This is a genomic window from Aequorivita aquimaris (genome assembly GCF_001573155.1).
Classification (GTDB): Bacteria; Bacteroidota; Bacteroidia; order Flavobacteriales; family Flavobacteriaceae; genus Aequorivita; species Aequorivita aquimaris.
Window position 1 is genome coordinate 136,888 of record NZ_JRWG01000005.1, and the last position, 23,375, is coordinate 160,262.

Annotated in this window: 26 protein-coding genes; 21 read left to right on the forward strand and 5 right to left on the reverse strand. The window is 40.2% G+C overall.

Features of this window, described 5'->3' with window-relative positions:
- The first annotated feature begins 59 nt into the window (after positions 1-59).
- From LS48_RS09550 to LS48_RS09575, 6 genes are all read left to right on the forward strand, one after another.
- On the forward strand, positions 60-281 hold the full coding sequence (locus tag LS48_RS09550) for a hypothetical protein (RefSeq protein ID WP_045080701.1): 222 nt from the start codon (positions 60-62) through the stop codon (positions 279-281).
- A gap of 49 nt (positions 282-330) precedes the next feature.
- On the forward strand, positions 331-1,425 hold the full coding sequence (locus LS48_RS09555) for a glycosyltransferase (RefSeq protein WP_062622315.1): 1,095 nt from the start codon (positions 331-333) through the stop codon (positions 1,423-1,425).
- Entirely contained in the window at positions 1,416-1,982 is a 567-nt protein-coding gene (locus LS48_RS09560; protein WP_062622316.1) for an RNA polymerase sigma factor, read from the forward strand. Before LS48_RS09555 ends, LS48_RS09560 begins: the two co-directional genes overlap by 10 nt.
- A 110-nt stretch (positions 1,983-2,092) precedes the next feature.
- Positions 2,093-2,965 carry a lipoyl synthase gene (gene lipA, locus LS48_RS09565; RefSeq protein ID WP_062622317.1) on the forward strand — a complete coding sequence of 291 codons (873 nt, stop codon included), beginning with the start codon at positions 2,093-2,095 and terminating at the stop codon, positions 2,963-2,965.
- Between the two features lie 12 nt (positions 2,966-2,977).
- On the forward strand, positions 2,978-3,976 hold the full coding sequence (gene gap, locus LS48_RS09570) for a type I glyceraldehyde-3-phosphate dehydrogenase (protein ID WP_062622318.1): 999 nt from the start codon (positions 2,978-2,980) through the stop codon (positions 3,974-3,976).
- 29 nt (positions 3,977-4,005) lie between these two features.
- Entirely contained in the window at positions 4,006-6,252 is a 2,247-nt protein-coding gene (locus LS48_RS09575) for a tetratricopeptide repeat-containing hybrid sensor histidine kinase/response regulator (protein ID WP_062622319.1), read from the forward strand.
- Here the strand turns inward: LS48_RS09575 and lpxK are convergent, their stop codons facing one another.
- Entirely contained in the window at positions 6,253-7,260 is a 1,008-nt protein-coding gene (gene lpxK / locus LS48_RS09580; protein WP_062622320.1) for a tetraacyldisaccharide 4'-kinase, read from the reverse strand. It abuts the gene before it with no gap.
- 104 nt (positions 7,261-7,364) lie between these two features.
- Between lpxK and LS48_RS09585 the strand changes: the two genes are divergently transcribed.
- From LS48_RS09585 to msrA, 3 genes are all read left to right on the forward strand, one after another.
- Positions 7,365-8,459, forward strand: a complete 1,095-nt coding sequence (locus LS48_RS09585; RefSeq protein ID WP_062622427.1) for a Nif3-like dinuclear metal center hexameric protein — start codon at positions 7,365-7,367, stop codon at positions 8,457-8,459.
- A gap of 3 nt (positions 8,460-8,462) precedes the next feature.
- Positions 8,463-9,245 (forward strand): zinc ribbon domain-containing protein, encoded by a 783-nt coding sequence (locus tag LS48_RS09590; RefSeq protein WP_062622321.1) that lies wholly within the window; start codon positions 8,463-8,465, stop codon positions 9,243-9,245.
- A 109-nt stretch (positions 9,246-9,354) separates the two neighbouring features.
- Entirely contained in the window at positions 9,355-10,026 is a 672-nt protein-coding gene (gene msrA / locus LS48_RS09595; RefSeq protein ID WP_062622322.1) for a peptide-methionine (S)-S-oxide reductase MsrA, read from the forward strand.
- Positions 10,027-10,047: 21 nt separating this feature from the next.
- Here msrA and LS48_RS09600 read toward each other — a convergent pair whose 3' ends face one another.
- Positions 10,048-10,869 carry a class I SAM-dependent methyltransferase gene (locus LS48_RS09600; RefSeq protein ID WP_062622323.1) on the reverse strand — a complete coding sequence of 274 codons (822 nt, stop codon included), beginning with the start codon at positions 10,867-10,869 and terminating at the stop codon, positions 10,048-10,050.
- 157 nt (positions 10,870-11,026) lie between these two features.
- On the opposite strand from LS48_RS09600, the gene LS48_RS15210 reads away from it, so the two are divergent.
- Positions 11,027-11,185: a lmo0937 family membrane protein gene (locus tag LS48_RS15210; protein WP_014781235.1), complete on the forward strand. Its 159-nt coding sequence runs from the start codon at positions 11,027-11,029 to the stop codon at positions 11,183-11,185.
- Between the two features lie 42 nt (positions 11,186-11,227).
- Positions 11,228-11,359 carry a hypothetical protein gene (locus LS48_RS15645; protein ID WP_262480967.1) on the forward strand — a complete coding sequence of 44 codons (132 nt, stop codon included), beginning with the start codon at positions 11,228-11,230 and terminating at the stop codon, positions 11,357-11,359.
- Between the two features lie 32 nt (positions 11,360-11,391).
- Here the strand turns inward: LS48_RS15645 and LS48_RS09605 are convergent, their stop codons facing one another.
- Positions 11,392-11,694, reverse strand: coding sequence for a GNAT family N-acetyltransferase (locus tag LS48_RS09605; RefSeq protein WP_062622324.1), 303 nt, complete (start codon positions 11,692-11,694; stop codon positions 11,392-11,394).
- 93 nt (positions 11,695-11,787) lie between these two features.
- Between LS48_RS09605 and LS48_RS09610 the strand changes: the two genes are divergently transcribed.
- From LS48_RS09610 to LS48_RS09655, 10 genes are all read left to right on the forward strand, one after another.
- A complete protein-coding gene (locus tag LS48_RS09610) occupies positions 11,788-12,489 on the forward strand; it encodes a hypothetical protein (protein WP_062622428.1) in 702 nt (233 codons plus the stop codon).
- Between the two features lie 52 nt (positions 12,490-12,541).
- The gene (gene kynU, locus LS48_RS09615; protein WP_062622325.1) at positions 12,542-13,804 is read left to right on the forward strand and encodes a kynureninase; all 1,263 of its coding nucleotides are present in this window, start codon (positions 12,542-12,544) and stop codon (positions 13,802-13,804) included.
- Position 13,805: 1 nt separating this feature from the next.
- Complete coding sequence (locus LS48_RS09620) at positions 13,806-15,212, forward strand: FAD-dependent oxidoreductase (RefSeq protein WP_062622326.1); 1,407 nt, start codon at positions 13,806-13,808, stop codon at positions 15,210-15,212.
- Positions 15,213-15,222: 10 nt separating this feature from the next.
- Positions 15,223-15,645: a RidA family protein gene (locus tag LS48_RS09625; RefSeq protein ID WP_062622327.1), complete on the forward strand. Its 423-nt coding sequence runs from the start codon at positions 15,223-15,225 to the stop codon at positions 15,643-15,645.
- A gap of 1 nt (position 15,646) precedes the next feature.
- On the forward strand, positions 15,647-17,089 hold the full coding sequence (locus LS48_RS09630; protein ID WP_062622328.1) for an aldehyde dehydrogenase: 1,443 nt from the start codon (positions 15,647-15,649) through the stop codon (positions 17,087-17,089).
- A gap of 73 nt (positions 17,090-17,162) precedes the next feature.
- Positions 17,163-17,948 carry an SDR family oxidoreductase gene (locus LS48_RS09635; protein ID WP_062622329.1) on the forward strand — a complete coding sequence of 262 codons (786 nt, stop codon included), beginning with the start codon at positions 17,163-17,165 and terminating at the stop codon, positions 17,946-17,948.
- A 24-nt stretch (positions 17,949-17,972) separates the two neighbouring features.
- Positions 17,973-19,058 (forward strand): amidohydrolase family protein, encoded by a 1,086-nt coding sequence (locus LS48_RS09640; protein WP_062622330.1) that lies wholly within the window; start codon positions 17,973-17,975, stop codon positions 19,056-19,058.
- The gene (locus tag LS48_RS09645; RefSeq protein WP_062622331.1) at positions 19,058-20,194 is read left to right on the forward strand and encodes a hypothetical protein; all 1,137 of its coding nucleotides are present in this window, start codon (positions 19,058-19,060) and stop codon (positions 20,192-20,194) included. Before LS48_RS09640 ends, LS48_RS09645 begins: the two co-directional genes overlap by 1 nt.
- A gap of 116 nt (positions 20,195-20,310) precedes the next feature.
- On the forward strand, positions 20,311-21,867 hold the full coding sequence (locus tag LS48_RS09650) for a peptide MFS transporter (protein WP_062622332.1): 1,557 nt from the start codon (positions 20,311-20,313) through the stop codon (positions 21,865-21,867).
- Positions 21,868-21,877: 10 nt separating this feature from the next.
- Positions 21,878-22,522 (forward strand): O-methyltransferase, encoded by a 645-nt coding sequence (locus tag LS48_RS09655; protein ID WP_062622333.1) that lies wholly within the window; start codon positions 21,878-21,880, stop codon positions 22,520-22,522.
- On the opposite strand, the gene LS48_RS09660 is transcribed toward LS48_RS09655, so the two are convergent.
- Positions 22,505-23,077, reverse strand: coding sequence for a phosphatase PAP2 family protein (locus LS48_RS09660; RefSeq protein WP_062622334.1), 573 nt, complete (start codon positions 23,075-23,077; stop codon positions 22,505-22,507). The two genes, LS48_RS09655 and LS48_RS09660, sit on opposite strands and share 18 nt — an antisense overlap.
- Positions 23,078-23,365 (reverse strand): Sec-independent protein translocase subunit TatA/TatB, encoded by a 288-nt coding sequence (locus LS48_RS09665; protein WP_062622335.1) that lies wholly within the window; start codon positions 23,363-23,365, stop codon positions 23,078-23,080.
- Positions 23,366-23,375 lie beyond the last annotated feature (10 nt).

Sequence of the window (23,375 nt, forward strand, 5' to 3'; positions counted from 1 at the left end):
ACTTAAATTCTGAGCACAACAACAAGAAAGATTGTATTTTTGCACCCTAAATACTTAAGATGAAACTTTTACTTATCACATTAGCTTTATTATTACTTGCCGTTGCGGGAATAGCCATAAAATTATGGGCAAAAAAGGATGGAAAATTTGCAGGCACCTGCGCCAGCCAGAGTCCGTTTTTAAACAAGGAAGGCCAATCGTGCGGCTTCTGCGGAAAGACCCCGGACCAATTTGATACTTGTAAGGAAGATACTCACAAAATTGAGGCTTCTTCTAATTAACTAAATTTAAGCTTCGTCTTTATTCACACAATTACAATCATAAATCTGTATGGTGCTACTTTACGTTTTCGGCGCAATTGCGTTGATTAACTGTGCTTATTACCTTCTCTTTTCGAACTTTGCTTTTTTAAAAACTTCCGAGAAAACCACTTCGGAAAAATATCCACTTTCCCTAATAATTTGTGCCAAGAACGAAGCTGAAAATCTTCAAAAGCACATTCCGCTTTGGCAAAAACAGCAATATCCCAATTTTGAAATCATACTTATAAACGATGCCTCGATTGACGAGACCTTGGAGGTTATGGAAAGTTTTGCCGAGAACGATTCACGAATCCAGATTGTAAACGTAAAAAACAACGAAGCTTTTTGGGCCAACAAAAAATATGCCCTCACCTTGGGAATAAAACGCGCAAAAAACACGCGGCTGGTGTTCACGGATGCCGATTGTTACCCAGCCTCCGAGGATTGGTTGGCGACGATGGCCTCCAATTTTTCCGATGAAAAACAGTTGATTCTCGGTTACGGCGCCTATGAAAAGCTGCCCGGATTCTTGAACAAAATAATCCGTTTTGAAACCTTAATGACGGCCGTGCAATATTTTTCGTACGCCCAAGCCGGAAACCCTTATATGGGCGTGGGCCGCAATTTGGCTTATACAAGCAATCTTTACTATGAAAATAATGGCTATATGAGCCATATTAAAATACCTTCGGGCGATGACGATCTTTTTGTGAATGAAGCCGCTACTTCCAAAAATGTCGCCCTTTGTGTGGAACCAAAAGCCTTTACATATTCCCTTCCTAAGAAGAAAAGGAAAAAATGGCTTCTTCAAAAAAAGAGGCATTATTCCACCGCTAAACTCTACAAACCCAAGCACCGTTTTCTCTTGGCGACTTATTACGCGACTAATTTATTATTTTGGTTACTGGCAATCGCCACCCTGTTTACAGATTTTTGGTATTTTGCGTTGGCCATAATTTTCATTCGCCTTGTATTTCAGTATATTATAGTGGGAAGCGCCGCAAAAAAACTGAAAGAGCAGGATTTGGCACCGTTCATTCCTTTTTACGAATTGTTTTTAGTCTTCACACAATTAAGTATCTTTATTTCCAACAGCGGCGAAAAAAACTCGCGATGGAAATAACTTCGGAAGAAATAGCACTACATATTGAAAAGGCAAAAAAGGGCAAACAGGGCGCTTTCAAATTCTTGTTGGATTATTTTTGGAACGAAGTGTATGGCTTTCAAATGAAAAGGGTCAGGAACGAGCACGAAGCCGAGGACATCACCATTGAAACCTTTGCAAAAGCTTTTGATAAAATTGAGACTTTTGACGAAAACTACACCTTTTCAACCTGGCTGATTGCCATTTCGAAAAATATCCAAATAGACAAAACGCGCAAAAAAAACGCTTCCATCTATTCCAATACAACAGACGCTTCCAACGAGCAGGTGCAGAAAATTGCGGACCACTCGCCCACCCCGGAGGATAAATTGATTCGGGAGCAAAATCTCGCTGAGCTTTTATGCTACATTAAACAACTGAAACCACATTATCAGGAAGTAATAAACCTGCGGTATTTTCAGGAAATGAGCTACAATGAAATTTCCGAAACCTTGGAGGAACCTTTAAACAATGTAAAAGTGAGACTGCTTCGGGCCAGAAAACTTCTGGCAGAAATCATTACGGAGAAAGGGTAGGAAATACAAATCCCAAAAATCATCCCGATAGTTTTTGGGACCAAATTCCAAAAAAATGAGGTTCCCCTCTTGGTTGTTAGGGGGCTTTTTTTCGTACTTTTGTTTCCCTTATGAGCACAGAAACTTTGGAAATTCAAAAGCCCACGCCCAAACCTAAATGGATTCGCGTAAAGCTTCCCACAGGAAAAAAATATACCGAACTGCGCGGCGTGGTTGAAAAATATAAACTGCACACCATCTGCACTTCCGGTAGCTGCCCAAATATGGGTGAATGCTGGGGCGAGGGCACGGCCACCTTTATGATTTTGGGAAACATCTGTACCCGCTCCTGCGGTTTCTGCGGGGTGAAAACCGGACGCCCCGAAACTATAGATTGGGACGAGCCTGAAAAAGTTGCGCGCTCCATTAAATTGATGAATATAAAGCACGCGGTTATAACCTCTGTTGACCGTGATGATTTGAAAGATATGGGCTCTATTATTTGGGCCGAAACCGTGAAGGCGATTCGCCGGATGAATCCAGATACTACTTTGGAAACTTTGATTCCAGATTTTCAGGGCAACACCCGAAACATAGACCGCATAATAGCCGTGCGGCCCGAAATTGTGAGCCACAATATGGAAACAGTAAAGCGCCTAACACGCGAGGTACGGATACAGGCTAAATATGAACGCAGTCTTGAAGTATTGAATTACCTGAAACAGTCGGGTAACCTTCGCACCAAAAGCGGTATCATGCTCGGTTTGGGAGAAATAGAAGAAGAAGTAATTCAAACCATGAAAGATTTGCGCAGCGTGGGGCTGGATGTATTGACCATTGGGCAGTACTTGCAACCCTCCAAAAAGCATCTTCCGGTAAAGGAATTTATTACGCCCGAACAGTTCAAAAAATATGAGACCATAGGTTTGGAAATGGGTTTCCGCCACGTGGAAAGCGGGGCTCTGGTACGTTCTTCGTACAAGGCGCAAAAGCATCTTACCTAAATAATTTCTGAAATGCAAGAAAAAACAACCGTCGGCATTAATGGTTTTGGCCGCATTGGCCGAAACCTTTTTCGGTTATTACTGAACCATCCTGCTATTGAGGTGGTTGCGGTAAATGATTTGGCCGATTCCAAAACGCTAAGTCATCTGCTAAAATATGACAGCATTCACGGGGTTTTAAAGGAAGATATTTCACATTCAAAAAACGGGATTACCGTTGCCGGAAAGAAGGTGAAATTTTCCTCGGAAAAAAACATAGCAGATATTGTCTGGGGAAAGATAGATGTGGTGGTAGAATGCACGGGCAAATTCAAAACCAAGTCACAACTTGAAAACCATTTAAGAAATGGCGCAAAAAAGGTAATTCTCTCCGTACCACCGTCGGACGATGATATTAAAACCGTTGTAATTGGCGTAAACGACAATATACTAAATGCGGATGATTTAATTATATCTAACGCGTCCTGCACCACCAATAATGCCGCCCCAATGTTGAAAATAATCAACGAACTCTGCGGCATTGAGCAGGCCTACATCACCACGGTCCACTCTTACACCACCGACCAAAGCTTGCACGACCAGCCCCATAGGGACCTGCGCCGTGCGCGCGCCGCGGGACAATCCATTGTGCCCACAACCACGGGCGCAGCAAAGGCTTTGACCAAAATATTTCCGGAGTTTTCTGAAGTAATCGGCGGTTGCGGCATCCGGGTGCCCGTTCCTAATGGTTCCTTGACAGACGTAACCCTCAATGTGAAAAAGGAAGTTTCAATAGAAGAAATAAACAATGCCTTCAAAAACGCTTCGGAAAATTCACTAGCGGGAATTCTTCAATATACCGAAGACCCTATCGTTTCCATTGACATTGTAGGCAATACAAATTCATGCATTTTTGATGCGGGAATGACCTCGGTAATAGGCAAGATGGTAAAAATAATCGGATGGTATGATAATGAAATTGGCTATTCGTCCAGAATTATAGATTTAATTGACAAAATTTCAGTGAAATAACTATATTTATTGCCCCTTTAAACCAACCAATGCACCAACTGATTTTAAAATACAAGATTTTCTTGCCCCTTGTTTTGTGTTTGCTGGTTTCAGTCAATTCCTCTTCAGCGCAAATTAAGGATACCATTGTGACCATAAAACAGTTACAGTATTCAGCCAGCAAAGCACTGGAAACTGAAAACTTTATGGAAGCGGTGAAAAATCTAAACGATGCCAACAAACTGGCAATGCTCCCGAAATATAGAAGTTATAAGCCAGATGTAGAATTAAGTATTGCAGAGCTTTACTATAATTTGGAATATTTTGACAAGGCGATTGATGAAACAAAAAAAGCAATTGAAAATGGCGAAACCTATAAAAATTTCTATAAACTGGCAAAAGCTTATAATCTTTATGGAATTATTCTAGTTTCAAATGGTAAGACTGAAATAGCTGAAAAATACTTAAGTAAGGCTGACTCAATCTATACCGATCTCAATGATGAAAAAAGTAAGGCAAACGTACTTTATGGTAAAGGTCTGTTAGAGATTCGGTTAGGCAATTATGAAAAAGCCATTTCTTATTTAAAACCAGCTGCACAAAGCTTTAAGGAACAAGGTTTATTGTATCAAGAAGTGGGTGCATATAGCAGTATTGCAGATGCGCTTTCACTAATAAATCCTGAAATATATCCTCGCCCATTGCAGGAAGCTAGGAACTTTTTAAAGACTGTCTCTGAAATTTCATATTCACAAGGTTTCACAAAGTATATTGTGGAAAGCCATCGAATCAATTCACAGATCTTGATTGCAGAAAAGATGAATTCCAAAGCAGAGGAAGAGCTTAAATATTACTTCAACCGAAAGGATTCGCTACGCCAAATTCACTTAAAAGCTATTGAACGCGGAATTCAAGCAGAATCTGCCATTGGCGATTTGAACGAAATAATAGCAACGCAACAAGACGACCTCACAAAACAGGAAAAATCGCTATTTTTTGGAAAGCTTACAGGCTGGCTTAGTATTGCCCTCATTTTGATCCTTTCGCTCTTAACGCTATCACTTTATAAAAACAATAATTTAAGGGCCAAGGCAAACGAACTGTTGCAGGACAAAAACACCGAGTTGCAGGAGGCAAAAGAAAATGCTGAAAAAGCTTCGCAGGCCAAGGCACAGTTTCTCTCCACCATTACGCACGAACTGCGAACGCCTATGTACACCGTAACCGGGCTAACGCACCTGCTTTTGGAAGAAGATCCGAAGCCGGAACAAAGAGAGCATCTAAACTCTTTGAAATTCTCTGGAGAATATCTGCTTTCCCTAATCAACAATATTCTCGACCTCAATAAATTAGAGGCCAATAAGGTTGAAATTGAAAAAGCGCCCTTCAATCTGAAAAAGCGGATAGACGGGGTGTTGATTGCCTTAAAGAAATCTGCGGAGGCCAAAAACAACAATGTTCATTACGAATACGACCCAACCTTGCCAAATGAAGTGATGGGCGATTCCCTGAAAATTTCACAAATCCTTATCAACCTTATCAGCAACTCCATCAAGTTTACCGAAAATGGCGATATCTGGGTACGGGTAAAAAATGCCGAAAAATCCGCCAATAAGGTGGTGGTCCATTTTGAAGTGGAAGATACGGGAGACGGAATTTCCAAAAAGAAACAAAACACCATATTTGAATCGTTCTCGCAAGGTTCACTTCAGATAAACCGAAAATACGGGGGAACGGGTCTTGGCCTCTCTATCGTAAAGAATCTATTGGAACTTATGGGCAGCAAAATATTCCTTGAGAGTAAGCTGGGCGAAGGTTCCAAATTTTGGTTCAATATAAGTTATGATATTGTGGAGTCAGAAACCAATATAGTTGACCCTAAAAATATGGAGGTTGTATTGGACAATGACATATTTGAAAACAAATCGGTGATGATTGTGGAAGACAACAAAATCAACCAGATGATTACCAAGAAAATTCTTGAAAAGAAAAAAATGTCGTGCACCGTAGTAGATAACGGGATGGATGCCATAAAGCACGCCAAAGAACAAGATTTTGACGTAATCCTCATGGACATCCACATGCCGGGAATTAGCGGAATAGAGGCCACGAAAAAGATTCGTGAATTTAACAGAACCGTTCCCATCATCGCTCTTACCGCAATTACTATTGAGGAAAATTTAGAGGATTTTTATAAAGCGGGTTTCAATGAATTTATACCAAAACCTTTCAATGCCGAAGACTTTTTTGAAAAGATAAACCGCGTGCTACGCAGCAATGATTTTTTGGTGAAGTAATTACGATTTCTCTTTTATCGCTTTCTCAATACTACTTTTGAATTTCGCCTCTTCATCCTTCAAAATCACGGTTTTTATTGGCAAATAGTAGATTTCCGTAGTGTTTGAAATAGGCTGCAATCTCATAAAATCCTTTTCGGTCGTCAGTATTAAGGATTGCTTTTGCAACTCCTCAATTTCAGAAACGGTAAAATTATGATGGTCGGGGAATGATTTTTCGTCAAAGTTCAATCCTTCGCCCTTCAAAAACTCGATCAACGGCTTGGGGTTTGCAATACCCGTTACCAAAAGGAATTTGCGATCTTTTAAATAGGAAAGCGGTTTTTCTTCCTTTGCATTTTTTATTTCGGAAGCATAACCGATTTTGGAAAAATATAGTTCCTGATGCGATTTCGGCTTCAGTTTTCGCTTTATGGTTTCGATTTTGGAATTGGAAATAGATTCGGGACATTTCGTTACAACAATTATATCTGCCCGACCTGCGCCAAATTTCGGTTCCCGAAGATTTCCCGCGGGAAGCATACAGTCGTCCACGTACAATTTATCAAAAGAGGTAAGCAAAATGTTCAACGAGGCGGTTACCTTTCTATGTTGAAAGGCATCGTCGAGCAAAATTACGTCTGCCCTGTCCTGCAATTCCTCAATTCCCGTTTGCCGATCTTCGCATACGGCGACGGTTATTTCGGGAAATTTCTTTTTAAACTGAAGCGGCTCGTCGCCTACTTCTTCCGCAGTACTTTTAGTTAAAACTTCGCGGTAACCGGAAGACTTCCGTTTATAACCGCGGCTCAAAACGGCAATCTTATTAGTGTCCTTTAAAAAAGAAACCAGTAATTCTATCATCGGCGATTTTCCCGTACCGCCCGTGGAAAGGTTTCCCACGCAGATAACCGGAAAATCATAGCTTTTGCTTTTCAAAATCCCTTTGTTGTAAAAAAAGTTGCGGAGCGCAGTAATGCCACCGTAGAGGATTGAAAAAGGAAATAATAACTTCCGCAGAAAATTCATTTAACGAAAGTACTAATTCCGCAGAAATTGAGGATTGCTTTAAAATAAAAATAGAGGCCGCTAAAAATTGGGCAAACCGTTATCTTTACCGAAAATGTAGAAAAATGAAGGTAAAAGAAGTAATCGCACTGCTTGAGGAGCTCTCCCCGCTCTCCTATTCCGAAGGTTTTGACAATACCGGTCTGTTGATCGGCGATGTCAACGCCACTGTCTCGGGAATCTTGGTAACGCTGGATACGCTTGAAAAAGTGGTGGATGAAGCCATTGAAAAAAAATGCAACCTCATCGTGAGCTTTCACCCGATTATTTTCTCGGGCCTGAAAAAAATTACTGGAAAAACCTATGTGGAACGCGTGGTGCAAAAAGCCATAAAACACGACATCGCCATATTCTCAAATCATACCGCGCTGGACAATTCCTGGAACGGCGTAAATGCAATGATCTGCGAAAAGCTCAGGTTGAAAAATCGTTCGGTGTTAATTCCACAAAACGAAACCATTAAAAAACTCATTACGTTTGTGCCTTCAAAAGATGCCGAAAAAGTTAGAAACGCCCTTTTTGCAGTTGGTGCAGGCAATATTGGCAATTATGAAAATTGCAGTTTCAATATTGAGGGAAAAGGTAGTTTTAAGGGCAATGAAGCCTCCAATCCCGTAATCGGAAAAAAGGGCGAAACACATTTTGAAGAAGAAACCCAAATTGGGATTACTTTTGCAAAACACCTCCAAAGCAATATTTTAAAAGCCTTGTTTGAAGCGCATCCGTACGAAGAAGTAGCTTATGAAATTACTACACTCGAAAACCAAAACCAACATTTGGGGATGGGAATGGTCGGAGAACTGGAACAAGCGTTGGATGAAAGAACGTTTTTAAAATTTCTAAAGGAAACCATGAAAACGGATTGCGTGCGGCATTCCGCTATGCTGGATAAACCAATTAAGAAGGTTGCGGTTCTCGGTGGAAGCGGAGCTTTTGCAATTGATGCCGCAAAAAAAGCTGGCGCCGATGCATTTATTTCGGCAGATTTTAAATACCACGACTTCTTTAGGGCTGAAAACACAATACTTTTGGCAGATATTGGACATTATGAAAGCGAACAGTACACAAAAGACCTTTTACATTCTTTCCTTAAGAAAAAAATCACTAATTTTGCAGTCCTTTTATCACAAATAAATACCAATCCTATTAGCTATTTATAATTTATGGCAACAAAAACCGAAGTTACTGTTGAAGAGAAGTTAAGAGCACTGTATGATCTGCAACTTATTGATTCCAGAATTGATGAAATAAGAAGCGTTCGTGGCGAACTTCCGCTGGAAGTGGAAGATCTTGAGGACGAGGTGGCAGGAATGAACACCCGTTTGGAAAAGCTTAAGGCAGACCTTGAGGTAATTGAAGACCAAATCAAGGAAAAGAAGAACAATATTGAAGAGTCTAAGGCTCTCATTAAAAAATATACTGCACAACAGGATAATGTTCGAAATAATCGCGAATATAACTCCTTGAGTAAAGAAGTTGAATTCCAAGAGCTTGAAATTCAACTTGCGGAAAAAAACATCAAGGAATATCGCGCACAGATTGAGCAAAAGAACCAAGTAATTGAAGAAACCAAAGGACGTTTTGACGAGCGCTCTGAGCATTTAAAGCACAAGCAAAACGAGCTGGACGAAATCTTGAAAGAGACCGAGAAGGAAGAGCAAACGCTTATCAAGGAATCTGAAAACTTTGAATCCCAAATTGAGCCTCGACTTCTAAAAGCCTACAAACGCATTCGCACCAATGTGAAAAACGGTTTGGCCGTAGTTCCTGTGGAGCGTGGTGCTTCGGGAGGTTCTTTCTTCACCATTCCACCACAAGTGCAAATGGAGATTGCAGGTCGAAAAAAAATTATTACTGACGAGCACAGTGGACGAATCTTAGTTGATCCAGATTTAGCTGCCGAAGAGCGTGAAAAAATGGAAGCTAAGTTTGCAAAACTTAAATAAATACCACCCTTAATTATAACAAAGCCTTCACATATTGTGAGGGCTTTTTTTGTACTTTAAATGCAAGGTTTTCTATTTACTGAAGACCAATTCCACAAAATCAAACAATATGAAAAAAATCACATTTATCATTGCAAGTATTTTTCTTTTCTCGCTTCAGGGCGCTTGCAAACCTTCCAATGAAAGTAATAAGCAGGCTGAGGCTATTGCCCAAAAAGAACAAGTTCCAGTTCAAACCGAACCTGTTAACGGCCTAAAGAGAGCGTATTTTGCAAGTGGTTGCTTTTGGTGTGTTGAGGCCATCTACGAAAGTGTAAATGGTGTTAAGAAAGCCATTTCAGGCTATAGCGGCGGCGAAACGAAAAACCCAACGTATCAAAATCATGCAGATCACGCAGAAGCAGTGGAGGTAATTTATGATCCTGAAATTGTAAGTTTTAATCAGTTGGTTGATGTGTATTTCGGCTCACAAAATATAACCCAAGTGAATGGTCAAGGCCCTGATCACGGGAAATCGTACCGCTCTATTATTTTTTATCAGAATGATGAAGAAAAGAAAATTATTGATGAAAAAATTAATGCACTGAATAAACAATTAAATGGAGATAAAGTTGCCGCACAAGTTTTGCCATTCCAAAAATTTTGGGATGCAGAGAACTACCACCAAAACTACGAGCGTAACAATCCCGATAATCCGTACATTCAAAATGTTTCCATTCCACGTTTGAACAGATTTAAGGAGAAATTTCCGGAACTTTTAAAAAAAGATTCCGCGCATTAATTCTTTGGAATAATCTGAATATCAAAATTCCATAGCTTCGGTTGTGGAATTTTTTATTGCCTTCAATTCAAAAATCAACGGGTATAATTTATTTGGCATTTCGAACACCCCTTCTTCATTTTTAATCAAGCCGGGAAATATATCATAAGGAGAAGCATCATGTTCTTTTAGATATTCTATTTGAAGTCCTGCTTCGGCAAGCGAAGATATCACTTCACCCAAACTATGGTTCCAGCCGTATTCCTTGCTCACCATTTTTGAATTTTTATCGGCATACGTACCTTGGTATTCCTCATAAATCGCTTCTTTTTGCTGGTAGCCATATTTCATCTCTGGAGGTGAAACGGTATAATCAAACATCCAGGCAATGGGATGGAATTCTACAATATAAAAAAATCCGCCGGGCTTTAACCGTTCCGAAATCATCTGCGCCCACGGTTTTAAATCGGGCAACCAACCTATCGTCCCGTAGCTTGTAAAAACAATATCAAATTTTTCTGAAACAAATTGTGAAGTATCCAAAACATTGCAACAAACAAACTTCGCATCAAGTTTCAATTCCGTGTTCAATTGCTTTGCTAATTTAATTGCTTCATCAGAAATATCAACGCCCGTACATTTGGCACCCATTCGCGCAAGACTTAGCGTATCCTGCCCAAAATGACACTGAAGATGCAAAATATTTTGTCCACAAACCTCGCCAAAGGCTTCCATTTCGTATTTATTCAGCGATGACTTGCCTTTTCTAAAATTGGCCAAATCATAAAATTCACTATCGGCATGTACAGGAACTTTGGCATTCCAAGTATTGCGATTGGTTTCAAACATTTCTGCTTCATTCATTTTCTTAAATTTTAATAATTAAGCTCTAACACAAAAAAAACATTCGATAACATTTTTCAAATTTATTTACGATTTTCGTTAAACATCGGTTAAAATAATTTAAATCTGAAATGTTTTGTTGTAGTTTTAGAAATACTAACTTTAAAAAACTAAAATTATGGGTGACATCATCTGGTTAATTGTAGTACTCCTTATTATAGGATGGCTCGTAGGTTACTTCGGTTTCGGTGAAGCTGTTGGAAGCCTAATTCACATTTTACTGGTCTTAGCAATAATTGGTATTCTGTACCGATTGGCAACTGGCCGCAGACCTTAATCAATCTTAATTTTAAAATTAACCCTTAAACAACAAACTAATATGAAAAAAGTATTCTTAATTTTATTTGCAGCAGGCTTGATGGCAACAAGCTTTACTAGCTGCCGCGAAAACAAAACCGTAGGCGACGAAGTTGAAGACGTAGCAGACGATATTGAAGATGCTGTAGATTAATTTTATCTATATATCCATAAAAGCCCTTCCAGTTAATCTTGGGAGGGCTTTTTCTTTTTGGCCTCGTTTGCCACTATGGATTTCCATTCAGGATGTTTTTCAATATAATTCTTTGTGAAGGGACAAACGGGAATAACTTTCAGTCCTCTTAATTCTATTTGCAGTAAAACCTTTTCGGTCATTTCACTGGCTATACCCCTGCCCGAAAGTTCCTCGGGCACCTCGGTATGGTTTAAAGATAAAATACCGGGTTGCACCGAATATTCAATAATTGCCTTATAGCCATCAACCTCGGCTTCAAATCTATTTTCCTCTTTATTGTCAATTACACGCATGCCTTAGGGAGTTTATTGATTGAATACAATAAAAATACAAAAAATATGAAAGCCAAAAGTATTCCTTACTTTTACAAAAAAACTTATCAATTTATGAAGATCATCTGTACCACAATAATAGTAATGGTAGCCCTAGCCGGCTGCAATAACAATCAAAAGTCAATACAGGAAGCTTCCGCCGAAAAATCATTTATGAACAGTGACTCACTGAGCAATCTCACAAATGCCCAACGCATTGCAAATGCGAATGGTTACGAAGCGTGGAAAGATGTTTCAGAAATCTCATTTACCTTTAATGTAAATCGCGGCGGGAATCATTTTGAACGCTCATGGACCTGGAATCCTAAGACAAGTGATATAAAAATGGTTTCCCAAAAAGACACCGTACGTTATAACAGAACCAAAATGGACAGTCTGAGCATGAAAACTGACGCAGCCTTTATAAACGATAAATACTGGCTTCTCGCCCCCTTTCAATTGGTCTGGGATGATGGAATTACAGTTTCAGAGAAAGAACATACCGTGGCGCCCATTTCCAAAGACACCCTAAGCCAACTAACCATCGTTTATGGAAATGAGGGAGGCTATACGCCCGGCGATGCATACGATTTTTTTTATGATGAAAATTTCAAAATAAAGGAATGGAACTATAGAAAAGGAAATGCCGAAACTCCCTCTATGAGTACTACTTGGGAGGATTATGAAAATTTCAACGGAATAGAAATTGCAAAAATGCACAAGGATAGCACGGGTAACTTCAAATTGTATTTTACCGATATTTCGGTGAAAAAATAAGCTTGTAATTAGTTCCCTATTTTTGTTAAAATCCAAAACCCAACCCATTCAAATGTTTCAAAATTCCTTAGAATACGCAAAAAAGCAAGATGCCGATGATGCTCTGGCCGCTTTCCGAAATAAATTCCACATTCCCAAAGATGCCACTGGCAAAGAACTTATTTATCTCTGCGGAAATTCCCTTGGTTTACAGCCAAAAATCACTTCAGAATATATAAAGGAAGAGCTTGCAGATTGGGCAAATCTGGGTGTTGAAGGCCACGTGGAAGGCAAGCATCCGTGGCTTCCATACCACGAATTCCTTACCGAAAACATGGCGAAAATCGTTGGCGCAAAACCTTCGGAAGTTGTGGTGATGAATACGCTGACGACGAACCTTCATTTAATGATGGTTTCCTTTTACCAGCCTACAAAAACAAAATATAAAATTGTGGTGGAAAGCGACGCTTTCCCAAGTGATAAATATACAGTGGAAAGTCAGTTGAAATTTCACGGAATTGACCCAAAAGACGGATTGATTCTTTGGAAACCCCGAAAAGGCGAGGAACTCTGCCGTTTTGAGGATTTGGAAGAAATTATGAAAACCCACGGCAACGAAATCGCTTTGTTGATGATTGGCAGCACCAATTATTACACAGGGCAATCCTTTCCGCTGAAGAAAATTACCGAACTCGGCCATAAATACAATTGCATGGTTGGTTTCGATTTGGCGCACGGAGCTGGAAACATTCAACCAAATCTTCACGAAACGGGAGCCGATTTTGCCGTTTGGTGTACCTATAAATATTTAAACAGCGGCCCGGGAAGTCTTGGCGGATGTTTTGTTCACGAACGCCACGCAAACAATGAAAATCTCAACCGTTTTGCGGGCTGGTGGGGCCATAACAAAAAAACGCGTTTTAACATGCGGCACGAATTTGATGCGTTACCGGGCGCAGAGGGTTGGCAATTAAGCAATCCGCCAATTTTATCGATGGCGGCCATTCGTGCGTCTTTGGACACTTTTGCGGAAGCAGGTTTTGAAAACCTTCGGAAGAAATCTGAAAAACTCACGGGCTATTTGGAGTTTTTGTTGGACGAAATGAAAAATGATGCAATCAACGTAATCACTCCAAGAAATCCCGAAGAACGTGGCTGCCAGCTTTCAATTCAAGTGAAAAACGCAGATAAAAGTTTACACACAAAATTGACCGAAGCTGGCGTAATTAGCGATTGGCGAGAGCCCGACGTAATCCGTGTAGCCCCTGCCCCACTTTATAATAGTTTTGAGGATGTATTTCACTTTTCGGAAAAATTAAAGAAGGTTTTAAAATAAAATGGCGAAAAAAGAAAAAATACTAATAATCGGTGCCGGCCTCTGCGGAAGCCTTCTCGCACTGCGAATGGCACAGCGTGGCTATGAAATAACACTGGTTGAAAAACGTCCCGATTTGCGCAAAGTAACCCAAGACGCTGGCCGATCCATCAATTTAGCTTTGAGCGATCGTGGCTTACGGGGATTGCGTTTGGCGGGAGTTGAGGAACAGGCAAAAAAATTGTGCATCCCGATGAACGGACGGATGATCCACGACAAAGCGGGAAATACTTTTTTGAGTCCGTATAGCGGTAGAAAGGATGAATACATCAACTCCATTTCACGGCCAGGATTGAACATGCTTTTGTTGGATGAAGCCGAAAAAATGCAAAATGTGAAACTCATTTTCAACCACGCTTGCGAAGAAGTTGATTTGGAAAATGTTTCCGCCACGTTCAGAGATTACAATTCAAAAGAAGAGATTACTATTTCCTCAGATGCAATTTTTGGAACCGATGGCGCAGGTTCCGCAGTCCGAAAAAGTATGTTTGAAAGTCATAAATTTCTGTTCAGTTTTTCGCAGCAATGGCTTAGTCACGGATATAAAGAACTTGAAATTCCCGCTTCTGAAAATGGCGGTTACAGGACCTATAAAAATGCGTTGCATATTTGGCCACGCGGCGAGGATATGTTGATTGCGCTTCCAAATCTGGATGGAAGTTTTACCGTAACGCTTTTTCTTCCGTATGAAAACAGCGATTATTGTTTCGCGAATTTGACCTCACCAGAAATGGTCCACGAATATTTCAATAAAGAATTTCCCGATGTGGTGGAAATGATCCCAAATCTTGCAGAGGAGTTTTTCGGAAACCCAACTGGGCCTTTGGGAACTGTAAAATGTTCGCCGTGGAATGCCTTCGGAAAAGTACTGTTGATGGGCGATGCTGCCCACGCTATCGTTCCATTTTACGGGCAGGGAATGAATGCCTCCTTTGAGGATGTTGTGGTTTTTGATGAAATTCTTGAGAAATATGCTTCCGAAGAAAACATCAATTGGAACAATCTTTTTAAGGAATACGAAGCGCTTCGGAAAAAAGATACGGATGCCATTGCAGATTTGGCGGTAGATAATTTCCACGAAATGAAAGAGCACACCGCAATGGAAATTTTTCAAAAGAAAAGAAAGCTGGAAACCGCATTTGAAGCAGAATTTCCCGAGGAATATTACAGCAAATATTCTTTGGTTACCTTTAAGGAATCCATTACCTATAGCGAAGCATTAAAACGCGGACGGGCACAGGACAAAGCGATTTTAAACCTTTTGGACGACGGAAAAATAAAAGAGGAAATGTCGCTAAATGAAAAACTCGAATTAGTAAAAAAAGAGACCAAAGCCATTCTTCACGATGATGAAGTGGCGTTTGGGTAAAACATAAATTATGAGCAACAAAAGCAGATTGGTTGAGGGAAAAGCAACGCCGCGTGGCGCATATCCACACGTAAAACGCGTGGGCGATTTTATATTTATTAGCGGAACAAGTTCGCGTTTGCCCGACAATACCTTTGCGGGCGTCCACAAAGTGGACGAAATGGGCACGATGCATTTCGACATAAAAGAACAAACCCGCGCCGTGTTGGAAAACATAAAAGATTACCTCGCCACTGAGGGCGCAACTATGGCAGATGTGGTGGACGTGACAAGCTTTTTGGTAAATATGAACGACTTTGCTGGTTACAACGAAGTGTACGCAGAATATTTCAATAAGGAAACTGGGCCAACGCGCACTACGGTAGCGGTGCATCAATTGCCACATCCCTATTTGGTGGTGGAAATTAAGGCGATGGCTTACAAACCTTTGTAAAATGCAAAAAATCCTAAACTATATAAACGGTGAATACGTTGAACCGCTTTCCAAAAAATGGTTGGACAATTACAATCCGTCCAATGGTGAGATTTATTCACAGATTGCAGATTCAAATGTCGAGGATATTGAAACTGCATACCAAGCTGCAAAGGAAGCTTTCCCAAAATGGAGCAACACAACCATTGACGAACGCAGCAAAATTCTTTTAAAAATTGCAGATTTAATTGAAGAAAAACTAGTTGAATTGGCCGAAGCCGAGGCAAAGGACAACGGCAAACCATTGAGTTTGTCTTTGGCAGTTGATATTCCCAGAGCCGCTGCAAACTTTCGATTTTTCGGAAATGCAATTACCCAATTTTCCAGCGAGGCCCACGAAAGTGTGGGATTGAATACGATGAATTTTACTTTGCGCCAGCCGCTTGGCGTTGTGGGCTGTATTTCACCCTGGAACCTTCCGTTATATTTGTTCACTTGGAAAATCGCCCCGGCAATTGCTGCAGGAAATACGGTAGTTGCAAAACCCAGCGAGGTTACACCAATGACCGCTTTCCTTTTAGGTGAAATTTGCACCGAAGCCGGTTTGCCAAAAGGTGTTTTGAACATCGTGCACGGCACGGGACCTTCCCCAGGGCAAGCGATTGTGGAGCATAAAAACATAAAAGCAATTTCCTTTACCGGCGGAACCAAAACCGGCGAACACATTGCCCGAACCGCCGCACCAATGTTCAAAAAACTTTCTTTGGAACTCGGTGGAAAAAACCCAAACCTCATCTTCGCAGATTGCGATTATGAGAAAATGCTGGAAGTTACCGTGCGCTCTTCCTTTGCGAACCAAGGCCAAATTTGCCTTTGCGGAAGCAGGATTTATGTGGAGAAACCACTGTTTGAAAAATTCAAAAAAGATTTTGTTGAAAAAGTAAAGCAACTAAAAGTGGGGAATCCCTTTGATGCCGAAACCAATTTGGGTGCTTTGGTATCGAAACCACATTTGGAAAAAGTGGAATCGTATATAAAACTCGCCGAAAAAGAAGGCGGAAAAATCCTTTGTGGCGGAAATAGGGTTTCGGTGAAAAATTTCGAAAATGGTTATTATTTGGAACCCACGGTCATTGAGGTTTTTGACGACCAATGTCGTGTAAACCAAGAAGAAATCTTCGGTCCTGTAGTAACCATTATGCCTTTTGAAACCGAGGAAGAAGTTTTACAAATGGCAAATTCCGTTAAATATGGTTTATCTTCAACCCTTTGGACTTCAGATTTAAACCGCACGATGCGCATTTCAAAAGAGATTGAAGCTGGCATTGTTTGGGTAAATACGTGGCTAAACCGTGATTTGCGAACGCCTTTCGGCGGAATGAAGGATAGCGGCGTGGGTCGCGAAGGGGGTTTTGAGGCACTTCGGTTTTTTACGGAGGCGAAGAATGTTTGTATTAGTTATTAGGTATGAGGAATGAGGGATGAGGGATAAAAGTATTGAGAATTGAACATTGAATATTGAACATTGAATATTGACTATGAATTTAGACTTAACAAATAAAAACGCACTGGTCTGCGGAAGTACCGCCGGCATTGGGAAAGCGACAGCAATTCAATTGGCAAAATTGGGTGCGACGGTAACGCTTGTGGCCCGCGACGAATCAAAATTAAAAGATACTTTGATTGAACTTCCTTTCGAAAAAGGCCAAAAACACAATTATTTCATTGCGGATTTTACCAATCCGAAACAGGTAAAGGAAAAGGCCGAGCTGGCCGCTTCCAACAAAACATTTCATATTTTGGTGAACAACACGGGCGGTCCAAAAGGCGGTCCAATCTTTTCCGCGGAAACCGAGGAATTTGAAAAAGCATTCTCAATGCACGTGATCTGTAATCAAATTTTAGTGCAGGCGGTAGTTCCCGGGATGAAGGAAGCCGATTATGGCAGAATTATCAATATCATTTCCACTTCGGTAAAACAGCCTATTGATGGACTTGGTGTAAGCAATACCATTCGCGGCGCTGTTGCAAACTGGAGCAAAACCCTGGCGAATGAGTTGGGGCAATTCGGGATAACGGTAAACAATGTTTTGCCAGGTTTTACAGCAACTGACAGATTAGAAGACATTGTAGCCAACGCCGCAAAACGCATGGATAAAACCGAAAAAGAAGCCAGCGATTTTATGAAAAGTCTTGTTCCGGCAAGGCGTTTCGCCCAACCGGGTGAGATTGCAAATGCTGTTGCATTTTTGGCCAGTGAAGCCGCAAGCTACATCAACGGAATAAACCTACCCGTAGATGGTGGACGCACTAAAAGTTTGTAACTTTAGCATTCCTTAAATTTTCTTATGAAACGAAAACTCCGCATTAACGGCCATTCACATTTGCTTCCTTATCCCGAGGAAATTCCGCAGTTCATGCAGGATAAGGGAATTTTTTGGGTAGATAAGGACCGAAAGTTTATGCTCCAAAAAGATTGGAGTCGCCCAGTTACCGATTCCAGTTTCTTTTTGAATGAAAAGTTGGAATGGATGGAGCGTTTTAAAATAGACCACGCCGTGGTTTTAAACCTTTCCCAACTCTACGGAAATGGTCTGCGCGTAGAGGAAATGAAACAGGCACTTCGCTTTCAGAATGATTTCAACGCAAAGATACAGCACGACCATCCCTCAAAATTTACCTGTGGTTTTGTGGTACACCCCGGTTTTGTTCGCGGGGCGCTTTGGGAAATGGAACGCTGTGTGGAAGAATTAGGCATGCAACTTCTTTGTTTGCCCACACATTATATGGATACCATTGGTACTTGGCGTTGCATTTTTGATGAAGAGAATGAACCTATTTTTGAACTTGCTTCAAAATACAATCTCGCCGTTGAAATCCATCCCTACGATGGCGAAAAATTCATTAAGCTTGAAAACACTGCCTGGCGCTTCCACCTTATTTGGATGCTTGCCCAATGTGCCGATGCCTATCACTTTTTAACCCTAAATGGCTACGCAGATAAATATCCCAGAATGCGAACCTGTTTTGCCCACGGCGGCCAATTGGCACAGATAAACCTGGGAAGAAGAATTCAAGGTTTTGATGGCCGGCCCGATCTTTTTAAAGGAAAAGTGCATCCCCGAAAATCGGTCGGCCACAAAAACATTTTCTTCGACACTTTGGTCCACGATACAGGTTCTTTGGAATTGGTCGTAAAAAACCAAGGCGCAAAACAAGTTCTGGTGGGGCTTGACGATCCCTACCCGCTTGGTGAAATGGAAAGCGCACCCCAATCTTCCTATCCCGGAAAAATTTTGGATTTGGCTTTGGAACGAAAAATAATAACACAAGAGCAAGCCGATGCCATGTGGGAAGACAACGTTATTCAATGGCTCTGCGGTGACGATGAGGCTGCCAAGCAAAAATTAGTCAAAAGAATTTTAGGCGAATAATGACAGAAGTAGCCAAATTCTATATCCTTTCACATATTTGCATTGCCTTTATTGGCGGTATTTTATTGCTTGCGCTTTGGTATAACATACGTGCGAGGTTTCGTCAATTGCTAGAGGAAGATGACTCACAAAAAAGAGTTGATAAGGGCTTGCTTTATTTAAGTTGTGCAATGTTTGTTTGGGTGCTCTCGGGCTGTTGGATTTTTGGCGGTACAATTTTCAACACTACCGAAACCCGGGGCTACCAATTGGCTATAAATCTGTTTTCAATTGTAAATAATATGTTTTTACTATTGGCGCTTTTCTATTTTTATTACGCACCCGGATTTATTTACCACAATAAAAAAAATATAAAAAAAATAATTTTAGTAATTGTTTTTACTTCTATAATAACCTTTGCGCTACCTTTAATATTAAAAGAGAATAATGTTATAAAAGGAATACGCATTAGTGCAATTCCAGATTTATTGCTTTCGGGATTCCTCTGTTATTTGTTAGGCGTTTCTTTTTACAGAACCTTTGTTTACAGGGGTTTAAAAATTATTGGCTATATCTCGGTAGTAGTGATACTGCTTATATTTGTATCGCAGCTTTCAGAAGTTTTTTTAACCTTCGGAAATGATTTCAGCAACAATTTCATCAAAATAATTGCGAAAACTTCACTGATTTCCATCTTTTTGGTTTTGGCGACAACTTGGGTTATTCGCCTTGCAAGCACTCCAAAACCGAATGAAATAACCATTCACTTCTTGGATTGGAGTTTGGTAAAATTGAATATTCCGACGAAAAACATTTACGACCAAACCATCGATTTCGGCTCAAAAACCACGCAGTATAAAAATCTGCTGAAATTTGCCATCCGAAGAAAATTTGCTGAAGGCGATTCGCAAACCATTCCCGTAAATCTTGGTGGTGAAATAAAAAACCAAACCTATCTCACCCGAATCATCGAAAACATCAACGATATTCTTCAATTGGACGATTCGCAAAAACTCGACCGTCGCGACCTTTTTACTTTTATTGGCGAAAGCAAATACCGTTTGCGGATTGTTCCGAACAACATTTCCATCGATAAAAGATTGCTTGAGGAATTTTCCGAAAGCGCCGAAAACAAAGACTACAAAGCGTTTTTGTAACCCATTGTAATCGCATTTACAATTACTCACATTTCACTATTTTTTAGTATAAATTAAAACAGCGAACCCATCGGTTTGCAATCTGTTTTACATTGCTCCAAATTAAAAATCCAACTATGAGCAATGTAATTTCCGAGGCAGAACAACCTCAACTTTTCGGCCACCCCAAAGGACTTCTTTATCTATTTTTTGCAGAATTGTGGGAGCGCTTTTCCTTTTACGGAATGCGCGCTTTGCTCGTTCTTTATATGACAAAACATTTGTTGTATGATGACGATATGGCTTTCGGCGTTTATGCGGCTTATATGTCGCTGGTTTATGTAACACCGATGATTGGCGGGATTTTGGCCGATAAAATTTTGGGTTACCGAAAAGCAATTATCCTCGGTGGGATTTTAATGATTTTCGGCCACTTTTTTCTTTCCATTGAAATGCCCATTTTCTTTTATGGCTCCCTTGGATTGATAATTGTGGGAAATGGCTTTTTTAAACCGAATATTTCATCGTTTGTTGGTGAATTATACGCGCAGGGCGATGCGCGTCGCGATTCAGGTTTTACTATTTTTTACCTCGGAATAAATTTGGGCGCAGCGATCGCGCCTCTTTTGTGCGCTTGGTTCGCGATAACTTATGGTTGGCATTACGGCTTTGTTTTGGCGGGAATTGGCATGGTTACCGGACTATTGGTCTTTAGAACTGGCTTAAAAAATAATGTGTTTGGAAATCAAGGTTTGGTACCCAACCAAGAGGTTTACGATAAAAAATCATTTGGGTTAAATCGAGGGAAATTGATTGTTTTGGCTTCAATCGTTTCTGTTGGAATTTTTGCAACCCTTGTACGTTTTAATGAATTTGAGGGCTATTTAGTGTGGATTGTTTCTGCATTTTTGGTTTTTTATATCGGTTACATTATTTCCACAGTCAGTTCAAAAGAAAAGAAACGTTTATTGGTGGCGGTTTACTTTACGGTTTTATACACTTTGTTCGCCGCAATTTTTGAACAGGCTGGAAGTTCGTTGACACTTTTTGCAGATAGAAATGTGAATTTGGTTGGAATGGATGCCGCTGGAACTAATAGTATAAATGCAGCATTTATCATTCTTTTCGCCATTCCGTTTTCGATGCTTTGGACCTATTTAAGCCGAAGAAAAATAAATCCTAATTCCGCCGTAAAGTTCGGGCTTGGATTATTATTTCTCGGTCTCGGTTTTATCGTTTTTGCACTTTCGGCACACAGTGTTGATGATTTTGCGAGAACCTCGATGAGTTATTTGGTAATCGGCTATATGGTTTTGACGATTGGGGAATTATTTCTATCGCCTATCGGACTTTCAAAAATGACGGAACTTTCTCCTTTAAAATATGTGGCTTTCATCATGGGCGTATGGTTTTCCGCTAATTTTTACGGACACTTTTTCGCAGGAAAAATTGCGAAACTCACCACAGTTTCTGATGGAAATACAAATGTTTTTTCGGAAGGATTCTTCGGAAATATCACGGAATACATTACCGGATTATCGCCGCAAATAGCTTCGGGGCAAAGCGATGCGTTTCAGCAACTGTTTTCGTATGTTTCGGTATATGCAAGTTTTGGGGTAATTAGCGTAGTTGTTGGTATATTTGCAATACTTATTTCGCCAATTATTAAAAAAATGATGGGCGGCATTCACTAAAATTTTCAAAATGGATTTTCTTCCCGAAAAAATAAACGATTACGTTGAAAAACATTCACAACCCGAACCGGAATTGCTTCAAAAACTGAATCGCGAAACCTGGCAAAAACAGTTGCAACCACGTATGCTGAGCGGACATTTGCAGGGCCGTGTTTTGAGTACGCTTTCAAAATTAATTCAGCCGAAAAACATTCTTGAAATTGGAACCTATACAGGGTATTCAGCATTGTGTTTAGCAGAAGGAATGCAGGAAAATGGCGAGCTTCACACAATAGACATCAATGAAGAACTCTTCGATTTCCAAAGAAAATATTTTGACGAATCACCTTTCGGGAAACAGATTTTCCAACATTTGGGAAATGCATTGGAAATTATTCCGAAGCTCGAAAAAACCTTCGATTTGGTTTTTATTGATGCCGATAAAAACAACTATCCGAACTATCTGGAAATCATTTTTCCGAAGCTTAAAAAAGGTTCCGTTATTTTAAGTGATAATGTGCTGTGGAGCGGAAAAGTTGTGGAAAAAGTAAAAGATGATGATATTGACACCAAAGCACTTCTTCAATATAATAAACTATTAAATGAGCATCCAAAACTTGAAACGGTACTTTTGCCAATTCGCGACGGACTTACCATTTCACGGGTTGTTGATTAGCTTTTTATGTGCCAAAACTTTTTTGCAAAGAAAGTAAAAGAAAAAGGCAAATACCGTTCCTACTAAAGCTCCCACAAAAATATCGCTGGGATAGTGCACGCCCACGTAAATGCGGCTCATTACAAAAACAAGCGGCCAAATATAAGCTAGGTATATCCATTTTGTGAATTTCCGCAAAACCAAAACCATAAAAGTGGTTATCGCAAAACTGGAAGAAGCATGGCCGGAAAAAAAACTGTAATTGGTTGGATTTTGAAGAATTCGTATCAACTCCCCCAGCGCTTCAACATTATTGGGGCGAAGCCTTGCTACGTAGTCTTTTACAAAACCAGTAAAAAAGATAGTTATTCCGAAGGTCAACAAAACAAAAAAGGCAACTGTTGCGCCTTTTCTCCATTTGTAGTAATAAAATATAAGTATGAAAAAGAAGATGAATAATGGGGTCCAACTTTCAATTTGGGTAACGTATATCCAAAAGCCGTCAAAACGCTCAATTCCTAAGCTGTTTAAAAAAACAAATAGCTCTCTGTCCCACTGTTTTAGGGTCTCAAGCATTTAGAATTTTCTTTTTATAGGCCCCGTAACCTCGTCAACGTCTTCCTTTACTTGGTCTATTTGTTTTTGGACATCTTTGGTAATGTCTATATCAATACCCTGTTTTTCGGCGCTTTTGGTTATTTCAGATTTAATATCGTTGGTAGCGTCTTTTACTTGTCGCATCGCCTTGCCCATTCCACGCGCAATCTCTGGTATTTTGTCAGCACCAAAGACCAAAAGCACGATGAACAGGATAAAACCTATTTCGGCACCACTAATGAAAAGAAAAATTGCCTGTGAAATCATGCTGCAAATA

Coding starts and splice junctions, on each gene's coding strand:
- LS48_RS09550 (WP_045080701.1), top strand. CDS start 60: ATGAAACTTTTACTTATCACATTAGCTTTATTATTACTTGCCGTTGCG.
- LS48_RS09555 (WP_062622315.1), top strand. CDS start 331: ATGGTGCTACTTTACGTTTTCGGCGCAATTGCGTTGATTAACTGTGCT.
- LS48_RS09560 (WP_062622316.1), top strand. CDS start 1,416: ATGGAAATAACTTCGGAAGAAATAGCACTACATATTGAAAAGGCAAAA.
- lipA (WP_062622317.1), top strand. CDS start 2,093: ATGAGCACAGAAACTTTGGAAATTCAAAAGCCCACGCCCAAACCTAAA.
- gap (WP_062622318.1), top strand. CDS start 2,978: ATGCAAGAAAAAACAACCGTCGGCATTAATGGTTTTGGCCGCATTGGC.
- LS48_RS09575 (WP_062622319.1), top strand. CDS start 4,006: ATGCACCAACTGATTTTAAAATACAAGATTTTCTTGCCCCTTGTTTTG.
- lpxK (WP_062622320.1), bottom strand. CDS start 7,260: ATGAATTTTCTGCGGAAGTTATTATTTCCTTTTTCAATCCTCTACGGT.
- LS48_RS09585 (WP_062622427.1), top strand. CDS start 7,365: ATGAAGGTAAAAGAAGTAATCGCACTGCTTGAGGAGCTCTCCCCGCTC.
- LS48_RS09590 (WP_062622321.1), top strand. CDS start 8,463: ATGGCAACAAAAACCGAAGTTACTGTTGAAGAGAAGTTAAGAGCACTG.
- msrA (WP_062622322.1), top strand. CDS start 9,355: ATGAAAAAAATCACATTTATCATTGCAAGTATTTTTCTTTTCTCGCTT.
- LS48_RS09600 (WP_062622323.1), bottom strand. CDS start 10,869: ATGAATGAAGCAGAAATGTTTGAAACCAATCGCAATACTTGGAATGCC.
- LS48_RS15210 (WP_014781235.1), top strand. CDS start 11,027: ATGGGTGACATCATCTGGTTAATTGTAGTACTCCTTATTATAGGATGG.
- LS48_RS15645 (WP_262480967.1), top strand. CDS start 11,228: ATGAAAAAAGTATTCTTAATTTTATTTGCAGCAGGCTTGATGGCAACA.
- LS48_RS09605 (WP_062622324.1), bottom strand. CDS start 11,694: ATGCGTGTAATTGACAATAAAGAGGAAAATAGATTTGAAGCCGAGGTT.
- LS48_RS09610 (WP_062622428.1), top strand. CDS start 11,788: ATGAAGATCATCTGTACCACAATAATAGTAATGGTAGCCCTAGCCGGC.
- kynU (WP_062622325.1), top strand. CDS start 12,542: ATGTTTCAAAATTCCTTAGAATACGCAAAAAAGCAAGATGCCGATGAT.
- LS48_RS09620 (WP_062622326.1), top strand. CDS start 13,806: ATGGCGAAAAAAGAAAAAATACTAATAATCGGTGCCGGCCTCTGCGGA.
- LS48_RS09625 (WP_062622327.1), top strand. CDS start 15,223: ATGAGCAACAAAAGCAGATTGGTTGAGGGAAAAGCAACGCCGCGTGGC.
- LS48_RS09630 (WP_062622328.1), top strand. CDS start 15,647: ATGCAAAAAATCCTAAACTATATAAACGGTGAATACGTTGAACCGCTT.
- LS48_RS09635 (WP_062622329.1), top strand. CDS start 17,163: ATGAATTTAGACTTAACAAATAAAAACGCACTGGTCTGCGGAAGTACC.
- LS48_RS09640 (WP_062622330.1), top strand. CDS start 17,973: ATGAAACGAAAACTCCGCATTAACGGCCATTCACATTTGCTTCCTTAT.
- LS48_RS09645 (WP_062622331.1), top strand. CDS start 19,058: ATGACAGAAGTAGCCAAATTCTATATCCTTTCACATATTTGCATTGCC.
- LS48_RS09650 (WP_062622332.1), top strand. CDS start 20,311: ATGAGCAATGTAATTTCCGAGGCAGAACAACCTCAACTTTTCGGCCAC.
- LS48_RS09655 (WP_062622333.1), top strand. CDS start 21,878: ATGGATTTTCTTCCCGAAAAAATAAACGATTACGTTGAAAAACATTCA.
- LS48_RS09660 (WP_062622334.1), bottom strand. CDS start 23,077: ATGCTTGAGACCCTAAAACAGTGGGACAGAGAGCTATTTGTTTTTTTA.
- LS48_RS09665 (WP_062622335.1), bottom strand. CDS start 23,365: ATGATTTCACAGGCAATTTTTCTTTTCATTAGTGGTGCCGAAATAGGT.